The following is a 14,810-nucleotide window of genomic DNA, read 5'->3' on the forward strand; positions in this document are numbered from 1 at the left end:
CGGAAAGTGGCTGGTCGTGGACGGGTGTGGCGCTCAGGAGCGGTGGGGCTGTGTCTGCTGCTCCTGCCGTTGACCGGATGCGGCGCCGGGGCGTCGTCGACGGGTACCGCGATGGCCGAGGTGCAGCAGGTCCTGGACCGCCGCTCGGCCGCGGTCCTCGGCCACGACGAGGAGGCGTACGCCGAGACCGGCACCCGGAGTTCGTACGGGAACCTGCGGGCCGTACCGCTCGCGGCCTGGAGCTACCGGCTCACCGCCCTCCACCCCGACGGCGCCGGGGCCACCGCCGACGCGCAGCTCAGCTACCGGATACAGGGCTACGACAAGGCACCGGTCACGGCGGAGCGGACGCTCACCCTCAGCCGCACCGCCGACGGGCAGTGGTATGTCACATACGACAAGCCCGCCAAGAAGTCCGGACAGCAGCTCTGGGACCAGGGCAAGGTGACCGCCGTCAAGACCGCCCACGCCCTCGTCCTCGGCGTCGGCCAGCCCCGGACCGCGCTGCGCGGCTACGCGCGCCTCGCCGACACCGCCGTCCCGGAGGTCTCCAAGGCCTGGGGCACGGACTGGACGCGGCGGGTGGTCCTGCTCGTACCCGGGTCGCTGAACGGCATGGCCGGCCTGCTGGGCGCCCCCGCCTCCAACTACAAGGGCATCGCCGCCGTCACCACCGGCGAGGCGGGAGGCTCCGGCCAGGCCCCGGCGGACCGGGTGATCCTCAACCCGGATGCGTACGCCGTCCTCGGCGCGGTCGGCAGACAGGTCGTCCTCACCCACGAGACGACCCACGTGGCCACCCGCGCCCACACCACGGCCGCCACCCCGCTCTGGCTCTCCGAGGGCTACGCCGACTGGATCGGCTACCTCGGCACCGACCGCACGCCCACCGAGGTGGCCCCCGAACTCGCCCGCGCCGTCGAGGCCGGGGACACCCCCGAAGACCTCCCGGCGGACCAGGACTTCGGCTTCACCGACGACCCCACCAAGCTGGCCCAGGCCTACGAGGGCGGCTGGCTGGCCTGCCGGATGATCGCCGCCCACTGGGGCGAGGAGAGGCTCGGCGCCTTCTACCGCGCCGTCGGCGCGCACAAGGAACGGGCGGGCGCGGTCGAGGACGCGCTGAAGACCGAACTCGGGACGACCCTGCCGGACTTCACCGCCCGCTGGCAGGACTACGTGAAGGCCCAGCTGGGCGACTGAGCCGGGCGCACCCGGGCTCAGGAGGAGACCTGGGTCTCCTCCGTGTGGGTCGCCTGGGCGGGGAAGGGGGCGACGGTGTCCCCGGGCACCGTGGAGCGCCACAGTGCGCGGGCCGCCGTGACCGTGGCCGCGAGCAGCAGGCCGTTGCGCAGGAGCAGCAGGGTGATGCCGTACCAGTCGCTGACCACGACGTGCGAGAAGCCGACCGGGAACTCCAGGACCGTCACGAAGGTCGCCAGGAGGACCAGGACGGCCGGGAGGGTCATGCGGCCGGCGCGGAAGCAGAGGCAGACGGCGGCCAGGCCCACCAGCCACACCATGTACTGGGGGCTGATCACCCGGCTGGTGATCGTGAACATCAGGACGGCGGTGAAGGCCGCGTCCGCGAGCGTGTGCGGCCGGAAGCGGGCCGCAGACAGCCGCCACAGCAGCAGCCAGCCGAACGCGGCCACGGTGAACAGCAGGGCCGCCGTGCTCACCGCCTTCACGTGCGGGCCGAGGAATTCGATCGAGCCGTAGTTGAGCAGCACCTCGCCGTGCCAGCCGAAGTGCCGGGCGACGTGGAGGACCAGCGCTCCCAGGGACTCCACCTCGGTGCCCCGGTCCCGCTGGAAGGTCAGGAACGCGAACGCGCCCGGCATGGCCACCGCGAACAGCGTGCCGACCGCGCCCGCGGTGACGGCCGCCGACGCCCAGGCCCGCCGCCGTACCGCACCCACCAGCAGCAGCGCCGGCCACACCTTGACCATCGCGCCGAAGCCCGCCAGCGCGCCCATGAGCCGGGGGTGCCGGGCCCCGGCGAGCAGCGCGGCGACGGCGACGGCGGTGACCATCAGGTCGTAGCGGGCGTAGACGGTCGGGCCGAGCAGCGGGACGCCCAGCACCCAGACCCAGGCGCCGCGCAGGGTGCGGCCGGGGCGCGGGCCGGTGTAGAGGAGGAGGGAGAGGACCACCAGGTCGGCGAGGCAGGCCAGCACGAAGAAGGCGGTCGGGTAGTCCAGGAAGGGGAGGAGGCCGGGGGAGAGGATCGCCAGGGCGGCCGCGGGCGGGTACTGCCAGGTGACGTCGTCCAGGGGAAACGTTCCGTGCCGCAGGACCTCGTACCAGCCCTGGTAGATGACGGAGACGTCGCTGGTGACGTCCGCGCCCGGGAACACGAACACCTTCAGGACGAACAGCAGCAGCACCAGCCGGGTGGCACCCCAGATGAACAGCGGCAACGCCAGGGCACGCCGCACGCCCGTCCTGTCCACCTGAGCCCCTGTCCGTCGGCGTCGCCGTGTCGAGTGGGCCACATGATCTCCCGATGTCCTGTGCGGGGGCCATGAAGCACGGCCGAACACCCTGTGCGGGTAGGGTCGGCGCCGATGAACAAGACCCTCGTCGTGACCAATGACTTCCCGCCCAGGCCGGGCGGCATCCAGGCCTTCCTGCACAACATGGCCCTGCGCCTGGACCCCGAGCGGCTCGTCGTCTACGCGTCCACCTGGAAGCGGAGCCGGGAGGGAGTCGAGGCCACCGCCGCGTTCGACGCGGAGCAGCCCTTCACCGTGGTACGCGACCGTACGACGATGCTGCTGCCGACGCCCGGGGCGACCCGGACGGCGGTCGGGCTGCTGCGGGAGCACGGGTGCACGTCCGTGTGGTTCGGGGCGGCGGCTCCGCTGGGCCTGATGGCGCCGGCGCTGCGGAAGGCCGGGGCGGAGCGCCTTGTCGCCACCACCCACGGGCACGAGGCGGGCTGGGCCCAGCTGCCCGCGGCCCGGCAGCTGCTCGGGCGGATCGGGGACGCGACCGACACGATCACCTATCTCGGCGAGTACACGCGGTCCCGGATCGCGACCGCGCTCAGTGCGCAGGCGGCGGGGCGGATGGTGCAGCTGCCGCCGGGGGTGGACGAGAAGACCTTCCACCCCGGGTCGGGCGGGGACGCGGTGCGGGCGCGGCTGGGGCTGAGCGAGCGGCCGGTGGTCGTGTGCGTGTCGCGGCTGGTGCCGCGCAAGGGGCAGGACACCCTGATCCTCGCGATGCCGCTGATCCTGGCCGCCGAGCCGGACGCGGTGCTGCTGATCGTGGGCGGCGGGCCGTACGAGAAGGAGCTGCGGCGCCTCGCCGAGGAGACCGGCGTCGAGGACTCCGTGCGCTTCACGGGGGCCGTGCCGTGGGCGGAGCTGCCCGCGCACTTCGGCGCGGGGGACGTGTTCGCCATGCCGTGCCGGACCCGGCGGGGCGGGCTGGACGTGGAGGGGCTCGGGATCGTGTACCTGGAGGCCTCGGCGACGGGCCTGCCGGTGGTGGCCGGGGATTCGGGCGGGGCGCCGGACGCGGTTCTCGACGGGGAGACCGGGTGGGTGGTGCGGGGCGGGTCCCCGGAGGAGGCCGCCGAGCGCATCGTGGCGCTCCTGGGGGACTCCGAACTGCGTCAGCGGATGGGGGAGCGCGGGCGGCGGTGGGTCGAGGAGAAGTGGCGCTGGGATCTCCTCGCGGAGCGGTTGAAGGCGTTGTTGTAGAGGGGCGGGTCGCGTGTTGTCCGCGGGTGCGTTGTGGCTGGTCGCTCCCCCACTCTCGGCTTCGCTCGAGCGGGGGGACCCCCAACGCGGCGGTAGCCGCATGTCGAATACAGCTCCGTGCCCCTTCGGGGCGCGTCACTAACTCTGTCGCAGCTCTAGGCGGAACCGGAAAATCCGCACATGCTGCGCGCATGGCAGCAAAACTGATGCAGCGTCAGCTGACGAGACGTCATATCCTGGGCATGATCGCCCTCCAGACCGCCGCCGCGGCCGGTCTCACCCGTGTCGGGCTCCAGACGGCGCAGGCCGCCGAGGAAGCGGCCGACGTCGACAACGCCACCGCGATCGTGGTCGGTTCCGGGTACGGCGGGGCCGTGGCCGCGCTGCGGCTCGGGCAGGCCGGGGTACGGACCCTCATGATCGAGATGGGCCAGCTGTGGAACACGGCCGGCTCCGACGGCAAGATCTTCTGTTCCACCGCCGCCCCGGACAAGCGGTCCATGTGGTTCAAGACCCGTACGGAGGCCCCGCTCGCCACCTTCCTCTGGCTGGATGTCGTCAACAAGGACATCACTCCCTATGCGGGGGTGCTCGACCGGGTGCACTACGACAACATGTCCGTGTACGTGGGGCGTGGTGTCGGGGGCGGGTCGCTGGTCAACGGGGGGATGGCGGTCACGCCGCTCCAGTCGTACTTCACCGAGCAGTTCCCGACCGTGGACGCCACCGCGATGTACAACACGTACTTCCCGCGCGCCCGCACCGTGCTTGGCGTCAACACCGTCGACGCCACCTGGTTCGAGTCGACCGAGTGGTACCAGTTCACCCGGACCTCCCGGAAGGCCGCCGCCAACACCGGGCTCAAGACCACCTTCGTGCCGAACGTCTACGACTTCGGCTACATGGAGCAGGAGGCCGCCGGCACCGCCACCAAGTCCGCGCTCGCCCAGGAGGTCATCTACGGCAACAACTACGGCAAGAAGAGCCTCGACAAGACCTACCTCGCAGCCGCCCTCGGCACCGGCAACCTCACCATCCACACCCTGGAGAAGGTGAAGAGCGTCACGAAGGCGAGCGACGGTTCGTACGTGCTGAGCGTGGATCGGATCGACACGAGCGGAGCCGTCGTCGAGAGCAAGCAGTACAGCTGCACCTACCTTTTCCTCGGCGGCGGGAGCCTCGGGACCACCGAACTGCTCGTCCGAGCCCGGGACACCGGGGCGCTGCCCGCGCTCAACTCCAGTGTGGGGGCGGGCTGGAGCACCAACGGCAACACCATGCTCGGGCGCGCCAACCACATCTGGGACACCACCGGCGCCAACCAGGCGACCATGCCGGTCATGGGCATCGACGACTGGGCCAACACCGCCAACCCCGTCTTCGCGGAGATCGCCCCGCTGCCCATCGGGTTCGAGACCTGGGTGAGTCTGTATCTGGCGATCACCAAGAACCCGCAACGGGCCTCCTTCACCTACGACTCCGCGAGCGGCGGGGTGAAGCTGGGCTGGACCGCGGCCCAGAGCGCGGTCTCGGTCGCCATGGCCAAGAAGCTGTTCGACCGGATCAACGCGGCCAACGCGACGATCTACCGGTACGACCTGTTCGGGTCGAGCAGCAAGGTGTTCGCGGACGACTTCTGCTACCACCCGCTGGGCGGCTGCGTACTGGGGCAGGCGACCGACAACTACGGCCGGGTGAAGGGGTATTCCAAGCTGTACGTCACGGACGGCTCACTCGTGCCCGGGAACATCGGCGTGAACCCGTTCGTCACCATCACCGCGCTCGCCGAGCGGGCGATGGAACGGGTTCTCGCCGAGGACTTCTGAGTTCCCGGAGGCCTGAAATGCCGTACTACTTCTGGTAGATGGCCTCGATCTCGTCCGCGTAGTCCTTCGCCACCACGTTGCGCTTGAGCTTCAGGGACGGCGTCAGGTGGCCCGACTCCTCCGAGAACTGGGAGGACAGAATGCGGAACTTCCGCACCGATTCCGCCTTCGACACCGCGGCGTTGCCGTCGTCGACAGCGTCCTGGATCGCCGCGATCAGATCCGGGTCGTCACGCAGCGACGCCGCGGTGGCACCCGCCGGCTTGCCGTGGTCGGCCGCCCAGCGGCCCAGGAACTCCTCGTCGATGGTGACCAGCGCGCCCACGAACGGCCGCCCGTCGCCCACCACCATGCACTCCGCGACCAGCGCGTGCGCGCGGATCCGGTCCTCGATCACGGCCGGAGCGACGTTCTTGCCGCCCGCGGTGACGATGATCTCCTTCTTGCGGCCGGTGATCCTGAGGTAGCCGTCCTCGTCCAGGGTGCCGATGTCACCGGTGTGGAACCAGCCGTCGGCCAGCGCCTCGGCGGTCGCGGCCGGGTTGTTCCAGTACTCCTTGAACAGGTGCTCGCCGTGCAGCAGCACCTCCCCGTCGTCCGCGATCCGGATCACCGAGCCGGGCAGCGGCTGCCCGACCGTGCCGATCTTCTGCCGGTCCCAGGGGTTGAACGCGGTCGCCGCACAGGACTCCGTCAGGCCGTAGCCCTCCAGGACCGTGAAGCCGATGCCGCGGAAGAAGTGGCCCAGGCGCTCGCCGAGGGGGGCGCCGCCGGAGATCGCGTACTCGCCCCTGCCGCCGAGCACCGCGCGCAGCTTGCTGTAGACCAGCTTGTCGAAGGTCTTGTGCTTGATCTTCAGTCCGAGGGCCGGGCCCGACGGGGTGCCCAGCGCCTTGCTGTAGGCGATCGCGGTGTCCGCGGCCTTGTCGAAGATCTTGCCCTTGCCGTCCGCCTGCGCCTTGGCGCGCGCCGAGTTGTAGACCTTCTCGAAGACGCGCGGGACACCGAGGATCAGCGTCGGCCGGAAGGCGGCCAGTTCGTCGGTGAGGTTCTTGATGTCCGGGACGCAGCCCAGCTTGATCGGCGCCATCATCGGGGCGATCTGGACGAGCCGGCCGAAGACGTGCGCGAGCGGGAGGAAGAGGAGGACGGAACACTCGCCGGTGCGGAAGAGGGGGCGCAGCCGCTCCACGATGTTGCCGCACTCCGCGAAGAAGGCGCGGTGGGTGAGAACACAGCCCTTGGGGCGGCCGGTCGTACCGCTCGTGTAGACGATGGTCGCCGGGTCGTCCGCCTTCGCCTGCGAGCTGCGCGCGTCGACCGTGGCGTCGGTGACGCCCTGGCCGAGTCTGCCGAGCTCCTCCAGGGCGCCGGCCTCGATCTGCCAGACGTGCTTGAGGGCGGGCAGGGTCTCGCGCACCGACTCGACGGCGGCCGTGTGGTTGTCCAGCTCGACGATGCAGGCGGTCGCGCCGGAGTCGCTGAGGATCCACTGCACCTGCTCCGGCGAGCTGGTCTCGTACACCGGCACGGTGACCGCGCCGGCGCTCCAGATCGCGAAGTCGAGGAGCGTCCACTCGTAGCGGGTGCGGGACATCAGGCCGACCCGGTCGCCCGGCTGGATGCCGGAGGCGATGAGGCCCTTCGCGGCCGCGTGCACCTCGGCCAGGAAGGCGGTGGCGGTCACGTCCTGCCAGACACCGCCGACCTTGCGGGCCATGACGGCGACGTCCGGATGCTGCGCGGCGTTTCTGCGGACGATGTCGGTCAGATTGCCGTCCGCGGGGACCTCGTACAAAGCCGGAAGGCTGAACTCGCGCAAGACTGCTGCTCCTCATAGGGCGCCGACGCCACGACGTTGTGCGATGCGACGGTGCGGTCCAAGGCTCGGGCAGGTGCCCAGGGCTTCGCCACGGGGTGGAAGATCCGTTGGTTGAAATCCTGAGCACGACTGGACTGCCCGGACGTTACCCGCCGGTATGGCTTCTTCGACAGGGGGGTCCGACGAGATGTTCGGTGCGTCACACAGGTTGGTGTTCCTTCGCGTACGGTAGTCCACTGCTTTAGTGACTGACCAGTAACCGCAAGCCCGGCCACCGCCTGTTCACGTTTGCCGCACAGGCCTACGCTTGATCACCATGGCAGCCACACCCTCCGGCATCCGAAGGACCCGCGTCCATGTGGTCAGCGACGTGCACGGCAACGCCCGTGACCTGGCCCGAGCCGGCGACGGTGCCGACGCCCTGATCTGTCTCGGCGACCTCGTCCTCTTCCTCGACTACGCCGACCACTCCCGCGGTATCTTCCCCGACCTGTTCGGCGTCGAGAACGCCGACCGCCTCGTCGAACTGCGCACCGCCCGCCGCTTCGAGGAGGTCCGGGAACTCGGTGCCCGGCTGTGGGGTGGGATCGGCATGGACCGGGCGACGGCGATCGAGAAGGCGGTGCGCAAGCAGTACGCCGAGATGTTCGCGGCGTTCCCGACACCGACGTACGCGACGTACGGCAATGTCGACATGCCGCCGCTGTGGCGGGAGTACGCGGGCCCGGGCACCACCGTTCTGGACGGCGAGCGGGTCGAGATCGGCGGCTGGGTCTTCGGCTTCGTCGGCGGCGGGCTGCGCACCCCGATGCGCACGCCCTACGAGATCTCCGACGAGGAGTACGCGGCGAAGATCGAGGCGCTCGGCGAGGTCGACGTGCTCTGCACGCACATTCCGCCGGAGGTGCCGGAGTTGGTGTACGACACGGTGGCGCGCCGTTTCGAACGGGGCAGCCGGGCGCTGCTGGACGCCATCCGCCGCACCCGCCCCCGGTATTCGCTCTTCGGGCATGTCCACCAGCCACTGGTGAAGCGGATGCGGATCGGGGCCACCGAGTGCGTGAACGTCGGGCACTTCGCCGGTACCGGCAGGCCCTGGGCGCTGGAATGGTGACGGCCCCGGACAGGGGGTGAAGTCGGCTGGTCGGACGCGCGGTAGCCTTCACGCGGCACGCGTGTGCGCACGCCCGCGCACGCCGACCCCCTTACTGGTCCCACCGGTCCCACCGGCCCGCATCTGGAGGAGCCACGGCGATGGCGGAACACACCAGCTCGAACATCACGATCGAGGCGGCCCCGGCCGACGTCATGGCGGTGATCGCCGACTTCGGCCGTTACCCGGACTGGACCGGCGAAGTGAAGGAGGCGGAGGTCCTGAAGACCGACGCCCAGGGCCGTGCCGAGCAGGTCCGGCTGGTCATGGACGCCGGCGCGATCAAGGACGACCAGGTCCTCGGATACACCTGGACCGGCGACAACGAGGTCTCCTGGACGCTGGTGAAGTCCCAGATGCTCCGCTCCCTGGACGGCTCGTACCTCCTGAAGCCGGCGGGCGCGGGCTCGACCGAGGTCACGTACTCGCTGACGGTGGACGTGAAGATCCCGATGCTCGGGATGATCAAGCGCAAGGCGGAGAAGGTCATCATCGACCGGGCGCTGGCGGGCCTGAAGAAGAGGGTGGAGTCGGGGGAGAAGTGAGGTAAGGGCGCGTAGCGGGGGTACGCGTAGGACCCCGGGTGCGGGTCCGTCGCGGCTGATCGCGCAGTTCCTCCCCCAGCCTTCGGCCGGGGGCACCCCCAGCGCCCCTTACGGGGCGCTGCAGTCGCGTCGGCTTCATAGCCGCGGGCAGGCGTGCCGCCGGAGCACCCTGCAAGCGCCGGTAAGCGTCCCCACCCCCCGGCCCCAGCGCCGGGCACCGTCAGGCGCGGCCCGCTTCGGTTACGGTTCACCCTCATGCGCACCCTCCTGATCACCGGCCCCGGCGGCAGCGGCCGTACGACCGTCGCCGCGGCCACCGCCCTGCGCGCCGCGGCCGAGGGCACCCGGACCCTCGTCCTGAGCGCCGACCGCACGGACACCCTCGGCGCCGCCCTGGGCGCGGCGACAGGACCGGAGCCCACCCGCCTCACCCCCGCCCTCACCGCCTGGCGCCCCGACGCCGCCGCCCGCTTCCGCGAGGACCTCACCGCCTTCCAGACCCGCGCCGCGAACGTCCTCGACCTGCTCGGCGCCTCCCGCCTGGACGCCGAGGAGCTCACCCCCCTGCCCGGCGCCGAGGAACTCTCCTTCCTCCGCGCGCTGCGCGACGCCGCCCTCTCCGAGCGCTACGAGCTGCTGGTCGTCGATCTCCCGCCGGTGTCCCAGGCCCTCGACCTGCTCGCCCTCCCCGAGGAGCTCCGCCGGTACCTGCGCCGCCTGCTCCCGCCCGAGCGGCAGGCGGCCCGCGCCCTGCGCCCCGTCCTCGGCCGGCTCGCCGGCGTCCCCATGCCCGCCGACTGGCTCTACGAGACGGCCGCACGCTGGGACACGGAGCTGGCCGCCGTGCAGGCCGTCCTCGCCGACCGCCGCACCGCCGTACGCCTGGTCGCGGATCCCGGCCCGGCCGGCGCCGACGCCGTCCGCACCGCCCGCCTCGGCCTCGCCCTGCGCGGCCTGTCCGTCGACACTTTGGTCGCCAACCGCGTGCTGCCCGAGGCCACCCCCCTGCACGCCCTCGTCGCCCAGCAGCGCAAGACCCTCGCGGAGTGGGGAGAGGCGTACGACGTCACCGCGGTCGCCCACCACGGGCACGACCCGCGCGGCACCGACGACCTCGCCGCGCTCGCCGTGCCCGGTGTCAACACCGCGCCCGCCCCGGTCGAGTGGCCCGTCGCCGACCGGATCGAGGAGGACGGCGTCCTCGTCTGGCAGATCCCGCTGCCCGGCGCGATACGGGACGACCTCGACCTCGTCCGGCGCGGCGACGAGGTCGTGATCACCGTGGGCGGCTTCCGCCGGATCGTCGCCCTGCCGTCGGCCCTGCGCCGCTGCACCGTCGCCGGGGCCGCCCTGCGCGACGGCGAGCTGCGGCTGCGGTTCGCGCCGGACCCGGAGCTGTGGCCGCGCTGACGGTGAAACCGGTACGCCCGTTCGGGTAACGTCGTAAGACGAACCGTAGTCAGGAGTCCGTCATGAGCGAAGAGCGCCCCACTGCTGACGCCTCCGAGGCCGCGGACGAGGTACGGGCGACGGACGACGACGCCTGGGCCACCGCCTGCGCCGAGGACCTGGAGGCGGAGAAGGCCCGCCGCCGCGCCCAGTACGGCCCGCCCCCCGGGTCGGCCGCCGAGGAACTGCGCCGACTCGTCGACGCCGTCGCCGACAAGCTCTCCGGCATTCAGACCCCGCTGCTCGGCGCGGTCGCCGGACCCGCCGCCCAGCAGGTGGTCCGGCAGGTCGTCCAGCAGGCGAAGAACGCCGTCGAGCCCGTCATAGAGCGCAACCCGGACGTCTTCGACCACCTGGCCGCGGCCGGCAGCGAACTTCTCGCCGCCTACCGCTCCGCGGTCCAGGCCCAGGAGACCCGCTGGGCCTCCCGCGGCCACGACAAGGGCGAGGACGACGGCCCGGGGGAACGCATCGATCTCGACTGACAGCCCCCTGAAGGCCCTGCCGTCGGGTTCCCTCCCCCACTGCCCCAAGGGCGTGGGAGGTGCCCCCACCGCGTCGACTCCCTCCTCCGCCTCGCAGCTGCACGCACCAGACCCCGCCCGGCCCGCCCTCCGGGCGGACGACGGGAACCCGACGGCAGTGCCTCGGGTACGGTTGGCCGTAGCGGGGCTCGACCGAAACTGAGGGATTCATGGGACTCACCATCGGCGTCGACATCGGCGGCACGAAGATCGCGGCCGGCGTGGTCGATGAGGAAGGCAACATCCTCTCGACCCACAAGGTGCCGACCCCGGGCACGCCCGAGGGCATCGTGGACGCCATTGCTTCCGCCGTAGAGGGCGCCCGGGCCGGGCACGAGATCGTCGGCGTGGGCATCGGAGCCGCCGGTTACGTGAACCGGCAGCGCTCCACGGTCTACTTCGCGCCCAACATCGACTGGCGCCAGGAGCCGTTGAAGGAGGAGGTCGAGGCCCGCGTCGGCCTCCCCGTGGTCGTGGAGAACGACGCCAACGCCGCCGCCTGGGGTGAGTACAAGTTCGGCGCCGGCAAGGGCCACCGCAACGTCATCTGCATCACCCTCGGCACCGGCCTCGGCGGCGGCATCATCATCGGCAACAAGCTGCGCCGCGGGCACTTCGGCGTCGCCGCCGAGTTCGGGCACATCCGGATGGTCCCGGACGGGCTGCTGTGCGGCTGCGGCTCGCAGGGCTGCTGGGAGCAGTACGCCTCCGGCCGTGCCCTGGTCAGGTACGCCAAGCAGCGCGCCAACGCCACCCCCGAGCACGCCGAGATCCTGCTCGGCCTCGGCGACGGCACCCCCGACGGCATCGAGGGCAAGCACATCTCCATGGCCGCCCGCCAGGGCGACCCGGTGGCCGTCGACTCCTACCGCGAGCTCGCCCGCTGGGCCGGTGCCGGCCTCGCCGACCTGGCCTCCCTCTTCGACCCCTCCGCGTTCATCGTCGGCGGCGGCCTCTCGGACGAGGGCGAACTGGTCCTCGACCCCATCCGCAAGTCCTACAAGCGCTGGCTGGTAGGGGGCAACTGGCGCCCGGTCGCCGAGGTCATCGCGGCCCAGCTGGGCAACGAGGCCGGCCTGGTGGGCGCCGCCGACCTGGCGAGAGAGCCCGACCCGATCATGTGATGCCCCGGACCTCTTGAGGCGCGGCAACTGCGACCCCCAAGGGGCGCGGGGCTGTACTCATGTGCGGCTGCCGCCGCGTGGGCGCGACAAGCCACCACGCACCGGCAGTCGCACACCCGCCTCGCGCCCCCAGCCATGGGGCGTACATTGATCCACATGGCGTCGCTCCCCAACTCCCACACAGAGCCCGACGGTTCCGCCGTCATCCGCGTCCTCAGCTACAACATCCGCTCCATGCGGGACGACACCGACGCCCTCGCCCGCGTCATCAAGGCCTGCGCCCCCGACCTGGTCCTGATCCAGGAGGCCCCGCGCTTCTTCCGCTGGCGCAAGAAGCTCGCCCGGCTGGCCTCGGCCTCCGACCTGGTGATCCTCACCGGGGGCGGCACCGCGGCCGGCCCGGCGATCCTCTGCGACCTGCGGGCCACCGTCGAGCGCACCGAGGACGTCCTCCTCCCGCTCACCCCCGGCCTGCACCGCCGCGGCCTCGCGACCGCCGTCGTCCGGTTCGGCGGCGCCCGCCTCGGCGTCACCAGCTTCCACCTCAGCCTCCAGCAGGACGAGCGCTACGAGCAGGGCGGCATGCTCCTCGACCGGGTCGCCGGCCTGGGCGTGGCCCACGCCATCGTCGGCGGCGACCTCAACGACCGCCCCGACGGCCGCACCTTCCGCCGCCTGGCAGAGGCCTTCCAGGACTGCCGAACCGCCGCCCCCTGGGGCGGCGAGTTCACCTCCTGGTCCACCGACCCCCACCAGCGCATCGACGCGATCTTCGCGACGAAGGGCATCGAGGTGCTCGGCTGCGGCGTCCCCGAGGACCTGCCCGGCGTGACCCGGGCAGACCTCGCACGGGCAACGGACCACTTGCCCGTGCTGGCCGCCCTCAGGGTCCCCGCCGCCCTCTAGCCGTCTACGGCCGCTGCTTCACCTTGTCCACGACGGCCCAGCTGTCGAGATACGAGAGCTGGGTGTACGTCTTCATGGCCGCGCCGTCGCCCGAGGTCCGCACGTCGCGGAAGCCGAGGAACTCGTACGTCACGGGGTCGAAGATGAAGTAGCCGCCGAAACCCACCGAGCCCTTCGGGAGCGTCGGGTCGTCGTACGTGATGGCCACCCCGGTGCGCCCCTTGGCGTCCTTCTGGCCCGGCACGACCTTCACCCCCGGCACCATGCCGAGCGCCTCGTACGCCGCCGGCCGCAGCCCCGCCGGCATCACCGGGACCAGCTTCAGCAGCCCGGCGAGGCTGAAGTGGACGCTCGACCAGTCCTCGTCGGAGAGATCGCCGAGCGAGGTCTTCCGGCCGCCGAACTCGTTCGTGATCGACAGGATCAGCTGCTCGGGGTCGGTCGGCAGCTTCCGCAGCGTGCCCCAGTCCTGCGGCGGCCAGACGCTCTCGCCCTTCTTCAGCGGCGGCGACCACCAGCCCTTGCCGATCTCCATCGTCCAGCCCCGCGCGGAGCCGTCCACCGAGCGCCAGTTCTCGTCGGTGTAGCTCCGCGTGACACCGGTCTCCTGGTTCGTCTCCTTGATGATCTCCTTGGTGTAGATGAACTGGTCGTCGCGCGGGCTGGCCGTCCGCTCGTGCGCGCGTTCGTACGCGGCGGCCCCCTTGAGCACCGTCTGCGCGCTCACGTTCCGCATGGCGGGCGCGCTGGTCGCGGGCGGTTTCGCGGTGCGGTGGGTGCCGGTGCCGTCGTCGTCCCGTACGGCGACCAGCACACCGGCCGCGACCGCGGCGGCGAGCCCGGCCGTCAGGGCGATGCGCAGGATGGGACGGCGGGGCCGTACGCCCGCGGCGGTCCCGTTCATCGCGGCGAGCAGGCGGGCCCGGGCCCGGCGCCTGGTCTCGTCGTCGAGCGGGGGAGTCCCCGTGTCGAAGTCCCTCAGTTCGCGCAGTTCGTCGATGTCACGCATGGGCGTCTGCCTCTCGGAAAGCCGTCGGATCGGTTCCGCCCAGTGCTTCGCGCAATCTGCTGCGAGCCCGGTGCAGCCGCGATCTGATGGTGCCGACCGGCACCCCGAGCGCCTCGGCGGCCTCCTCGTAGTCGAGGCCGGCCCACGCCACCAGCAGTACGACGTCGCGATGGCGGGCGGACAGGCCGCCCAGCGCGGTCGCCAGTTCCCGGCGCACCCCCGTGGCACCGGCCCTGGCGACCGCGCGGTCCGCGACCGGCTCCTCGTGCTCCACCGGCTCCGGCAGCCGGGCCAGCGCCTTGAAGCGGCGTGCCTCGGCCCGGCGGTGCCGGCCCACGAGGTTGGTCGCGATGCCGAACAGCCACGGGCGGGCGTCGGCGCGTGCGAGGTCGTACGTGTGACGTCGCTGGAAGGCGGTGACGAAGGTCTCCGCCATCAGATCCTCCGCCGCCTCCGGACCCAGCCGCCGGGCCGCGTAACGGTGTACGGCGCCGGCGTGCCGGTCGAAGAGCACGGCGAACCGCTCGGGCTCGTCCCGGGACCGCGCGATCACCCGGGCGTCGCTGTCCTCGCGATCCTCCTCGCGGGTGCCGGTGCCCGGTGGTCCGACGGTCATCGGGGCTCCTTTCCGTTCGTTCGAACGCCTCGAAGGCTTGGGCTTGGTGGTTCACCTCTCCTTCGCCCCTCGGCGGAAGCGAGTTCCCTTTTCCGGGACCGGGGTCGCGCGCGGAAACGCGAG

Annotated in this window: 13 protein-coding genes; 9 read left to right on the top strand and 4 right to left on the bottom strand. The window is 71.7% G+C overall.

Annotated elements, in window-relative coordinates:
• The first annotated feature begins 6 nt into the window (after nucleotides 1–6).
• A complete protein-coding gene (locus tag ACFY0P_RS17275; protein WP_388913048.1) occupies nucleotides 7–1,203 on the top strand; it encodes a hypothetical protein in 1,197 nt (398 codons plus the stop codon).
• Between the two features lie 17 nt (nucleotides 1,204–1,220).
• On the opposite strand, the gene ACFY0P_RS17280 is transcribed toward ACFY0P_RS17275, so the two are convergent.
• On the bottom strand, nucleotides 1,221–2,456 hold the full coding sequence (locus tag ACFY0P_RS17280) for a glycosyltransferase 87 family protein (protein ID WP_388913051.1): 1,236 nt from the start codon (nucleotides 2,454–2,456) through the stop codon (nucleotides 1,221–1,223).
• A 114-nt stretch (nucleotides 2,457–2,570) separates the two neighbouring features.
• Between ACFY0P_RS17280 and ACFY0P_RS17285 the strand changes: the two genes are divergently transcribed.
• Both ACFY0P_RS17285 and ACFY0P_RS17290 read left to right on the top strand, forming a co-directional pair.
• Complete coding sequence (locus ACFY0P_RS17285; RefSeq protein ID WP_388913054.1) at nucleotides 2,571–3,713, top strand: glycosyltransferase family 4 protein; 1,143 nt, start codon at nucleotides 2,571–2,573, stop codon at nucleotides 3,711–3,713.
• Nucleotides 3,714–3,955: 242 nt separating this feature from the next.
• Entirely contained in the window at nucleotides 3,956–5,539 is a 1,584-nt protein-coding gene (locus tag ACFY0P_RS17290) for a GMC oxidoreductase (protein ID WP_388914112.1), read from the top strand.
• Nucleotides 5,540–5,564: 25 nt separating this feature from the next.
• Here the strand turns inward: ACFY0P_RS17290 and ACFY0P_RS17295 are convergent, their stop codons facing one another.
• Nucleotides 5,565–7,361, bottom strand: a complete 1,797-nt coding sequence (locus ACFY0P_RS17295; RefSeq protein WP_388913057.1) for an AMP-dependent synthetase/ligase — start codon at nucleotides 7,359–7,361, stop codon at nucleotides 5,565–5,567.
• A gap of 316 nt (nucleotides 7,362–7,677) precedes the next feature.
• On the opposite strand from ACFY0P_RS17295, the gene ACFY0P_RS17300 reads away from it, so the two are divergent.
• The 6 genes from ACFY0P_RS17300 to ACFY0P_RS17325 all read left to right on the top strand — a co-directional run bounded on the left by ACFY0P_RS17300 (nucleotide 7,678) and on the right by ACFY0P_RS17325 (nucleotide 13,062).
• A complete protein-coding gene (locus tag ACFY0P_RS17300) occupies nucleotides 7,678–8,475 on the top strand; it encodes a metallophosphoesterase (protein ID WP_388913060.1) in 798 nt (265 codons plus the stop codon).
• Nucleotides 8,476–8,615: 140 nt separating this feature from the next.
• Nucleotides 8,616–9,059 (top strand): SRPBCC family protein, encoded by a 444-nt coding sequence (locus ACFY0P_RS17305; protein WP_093503999.1) that lies wholly within the window; start codon nucleotides 8,616–8,618, stop codon nucleotides 9,057–9,059.
• Between the two features lie 255 nt (nucleotides 9,060–9,314).
• Nucleotides 9,315–10,469: an ArsA family ATPase gene (locus tag ACFY0P_RS17310; protein ID WP_388913063.1), complete on the top strand. Its 1,155-nt coding sequence runs from the start codon at nucleotides 9,315–9,317 to the stop codon at nucleotides 10,467–10,469.
• A gap of 62 nt (nucleotides 10,470–10,531) precedes the next feature.
• Entirely contained in the window at nucleotides 10,532–10,993 is a 462-nt protein-coding gene (locus ACFY0P_RS17315) for a DUF5304 domain-containing protein (RefSeq protein ID WP_388913066.1), read from the top strand.
• A gap of 209 nt (nucleotides 10,994–11,202) precedes the next feature.
• Nucleotides 11,203–12,156 carry an ROK family glucokinase gene (locus ACFY0P_RS17320; protein ID WP_388913069.1) on the top strand — a complete coding sequence of 318 codons (954 nt, stop codon included), beginning with the start codon at nucleotides 11,203–11,205 and terminating at the stop codon, nucleotides 12,154–12,156.
• 156 nt (nucleotides 12,157–12,312) lie between these two features.
• A complete protein-coding gene (locus ACFY0P_RS17325) occupies nucleotides 12,313–13,062 on the top strand; it encodes an endonuclease/exonuclease/phosphatase family protein (protein WP_388913072.1) in 750 nt (249 codons plus the stop codon).
• 4 nt (nucleotides 13,063–13,066) lie between these two features.
• Here the strand turns inward: ACFY0P_RS17325 and ACFY0P_RS17330 are convergent, their stop codons facing one another.
• Both ACFY0P_RS17330 and ACFY0P_RS17335 read right to left on the bottom strand, forming a co-directional pair.
• Nucleotides 13,067–14,071 carry a CU044_5270 family protein gene (locus ACFY0P_RS17330; protein WP_388913075.1) on the bottom strand — a complete coding sequence of 335 codons (1,005 nt, stop codon included), beginning with the start codon at nucleotides 14,069–14,071 and terminating at the stop codon, nucleotides 13,067–13,069.
• Nucleotides 14,064–14,687 carry an RNA polymerase sigma factor gene (locus ACFY0P_RS17335; protein ID WP_388913078.1) on the bottom strand — a complete coding sequence of 208 codons (624 nt, stop codon included), beginning with the start codon at nucleotides 14,685–14,687 and terminating at the stop codon, nucleotides 14,064–14,066. The genes ACFY0P_RS17330 and ACFY0P_RS17335 overlap by 8 nt, the downstream gene beginning before the upstream one ends.
• Nucleotides 14,688–14,810 lie beyond the last annotated feature (123 nt).

Source organism: Streptomyces sp. NPDC001714, assembly GCF_042892755.1.
In the GTDB taxonomy this organism is placed as follows: domain Bacteria; phylum Actinomycetota; class Actinomycetes; order Streptomycetales; family Streptomycetaceae; genus Streptomyces.

Excerpts from the sequence above, each read along its gene's own strand:
- ACFY0P_RS17285 (WP_388913054.1), top strand. The coding sequence starts at position 2,571 with ATGAACAAGACCCTCGTCGTGACCAATGACTTCCCGCCCAGGCCGGGC.
- ACFY0P_RS17290 (WP_388914112.1), top strand. The coding sequence starts at position 3,956 with ATGATCGCCCTCCAGACCGCCGCCGCGGCCGGTCTCACCCGTGTCGGG.
- ACFY0P_RS17300 (WP_388913060.1), top strand. The coding sequence starts at position 7,678 with ATGGCAGCCACACCCTCCGGCATCCGAAGGACCCGCGTCCATGTGGTC.
- ACFY0P_RS17305 (WP_093503999.1), top strand. The coding sequence starts at position 8,616 with ATGGCGGAACACACCAGCTCGAACATCACGATCGAGGCGGCCCCGGCC.
- ACFY0P_RS17310 (WP_388913063.1), top strand. The coding sequence starts at position 9,315 with ATGCGCACCCTCCTGATCACCGGCCCCGGCGGCAGCGGCCGTACGACC.
- ACFY0P_RS17315 (WP_388913066.1), top strand. The coding sequence starts at position 10,532 with ATGAGCGAAGAGCGCCCCACTGCTGACGCCTCCGAGGCCGCGGACGAG.
- ACFY0P_RS17320 (WP_388913069.1), top strand. The coding sequence starts at position 11,203 with ATGGGACTCACCATCGGCGTCGACATCGGCGGCACGAAGATCGCGGCC.
- ACFY0P_RS17325 (WP_388913072.1), top strand. The coding sequence starts at position 12,313 with ATGGCGTCGCTCCCCAACTCCCACACAGAGCCCGACGGTTCCGCCGTC.
- ACFY0P_RS17330 (WP_388913075.1), bottom strand. The coding sequence starts at position 14,071 with ATGCGTGACATCGACGAACTGCGCGAACTGAGGGACTTCGACACGGGG.
- ACFY0P_RS17335 (WP_388913078.1), bottom strand. The coding sequence starts at position 14,687 with ATGACCGTCGGACCACCGGGCACCGGCACCCGCGAGGAGGATCGCGAG.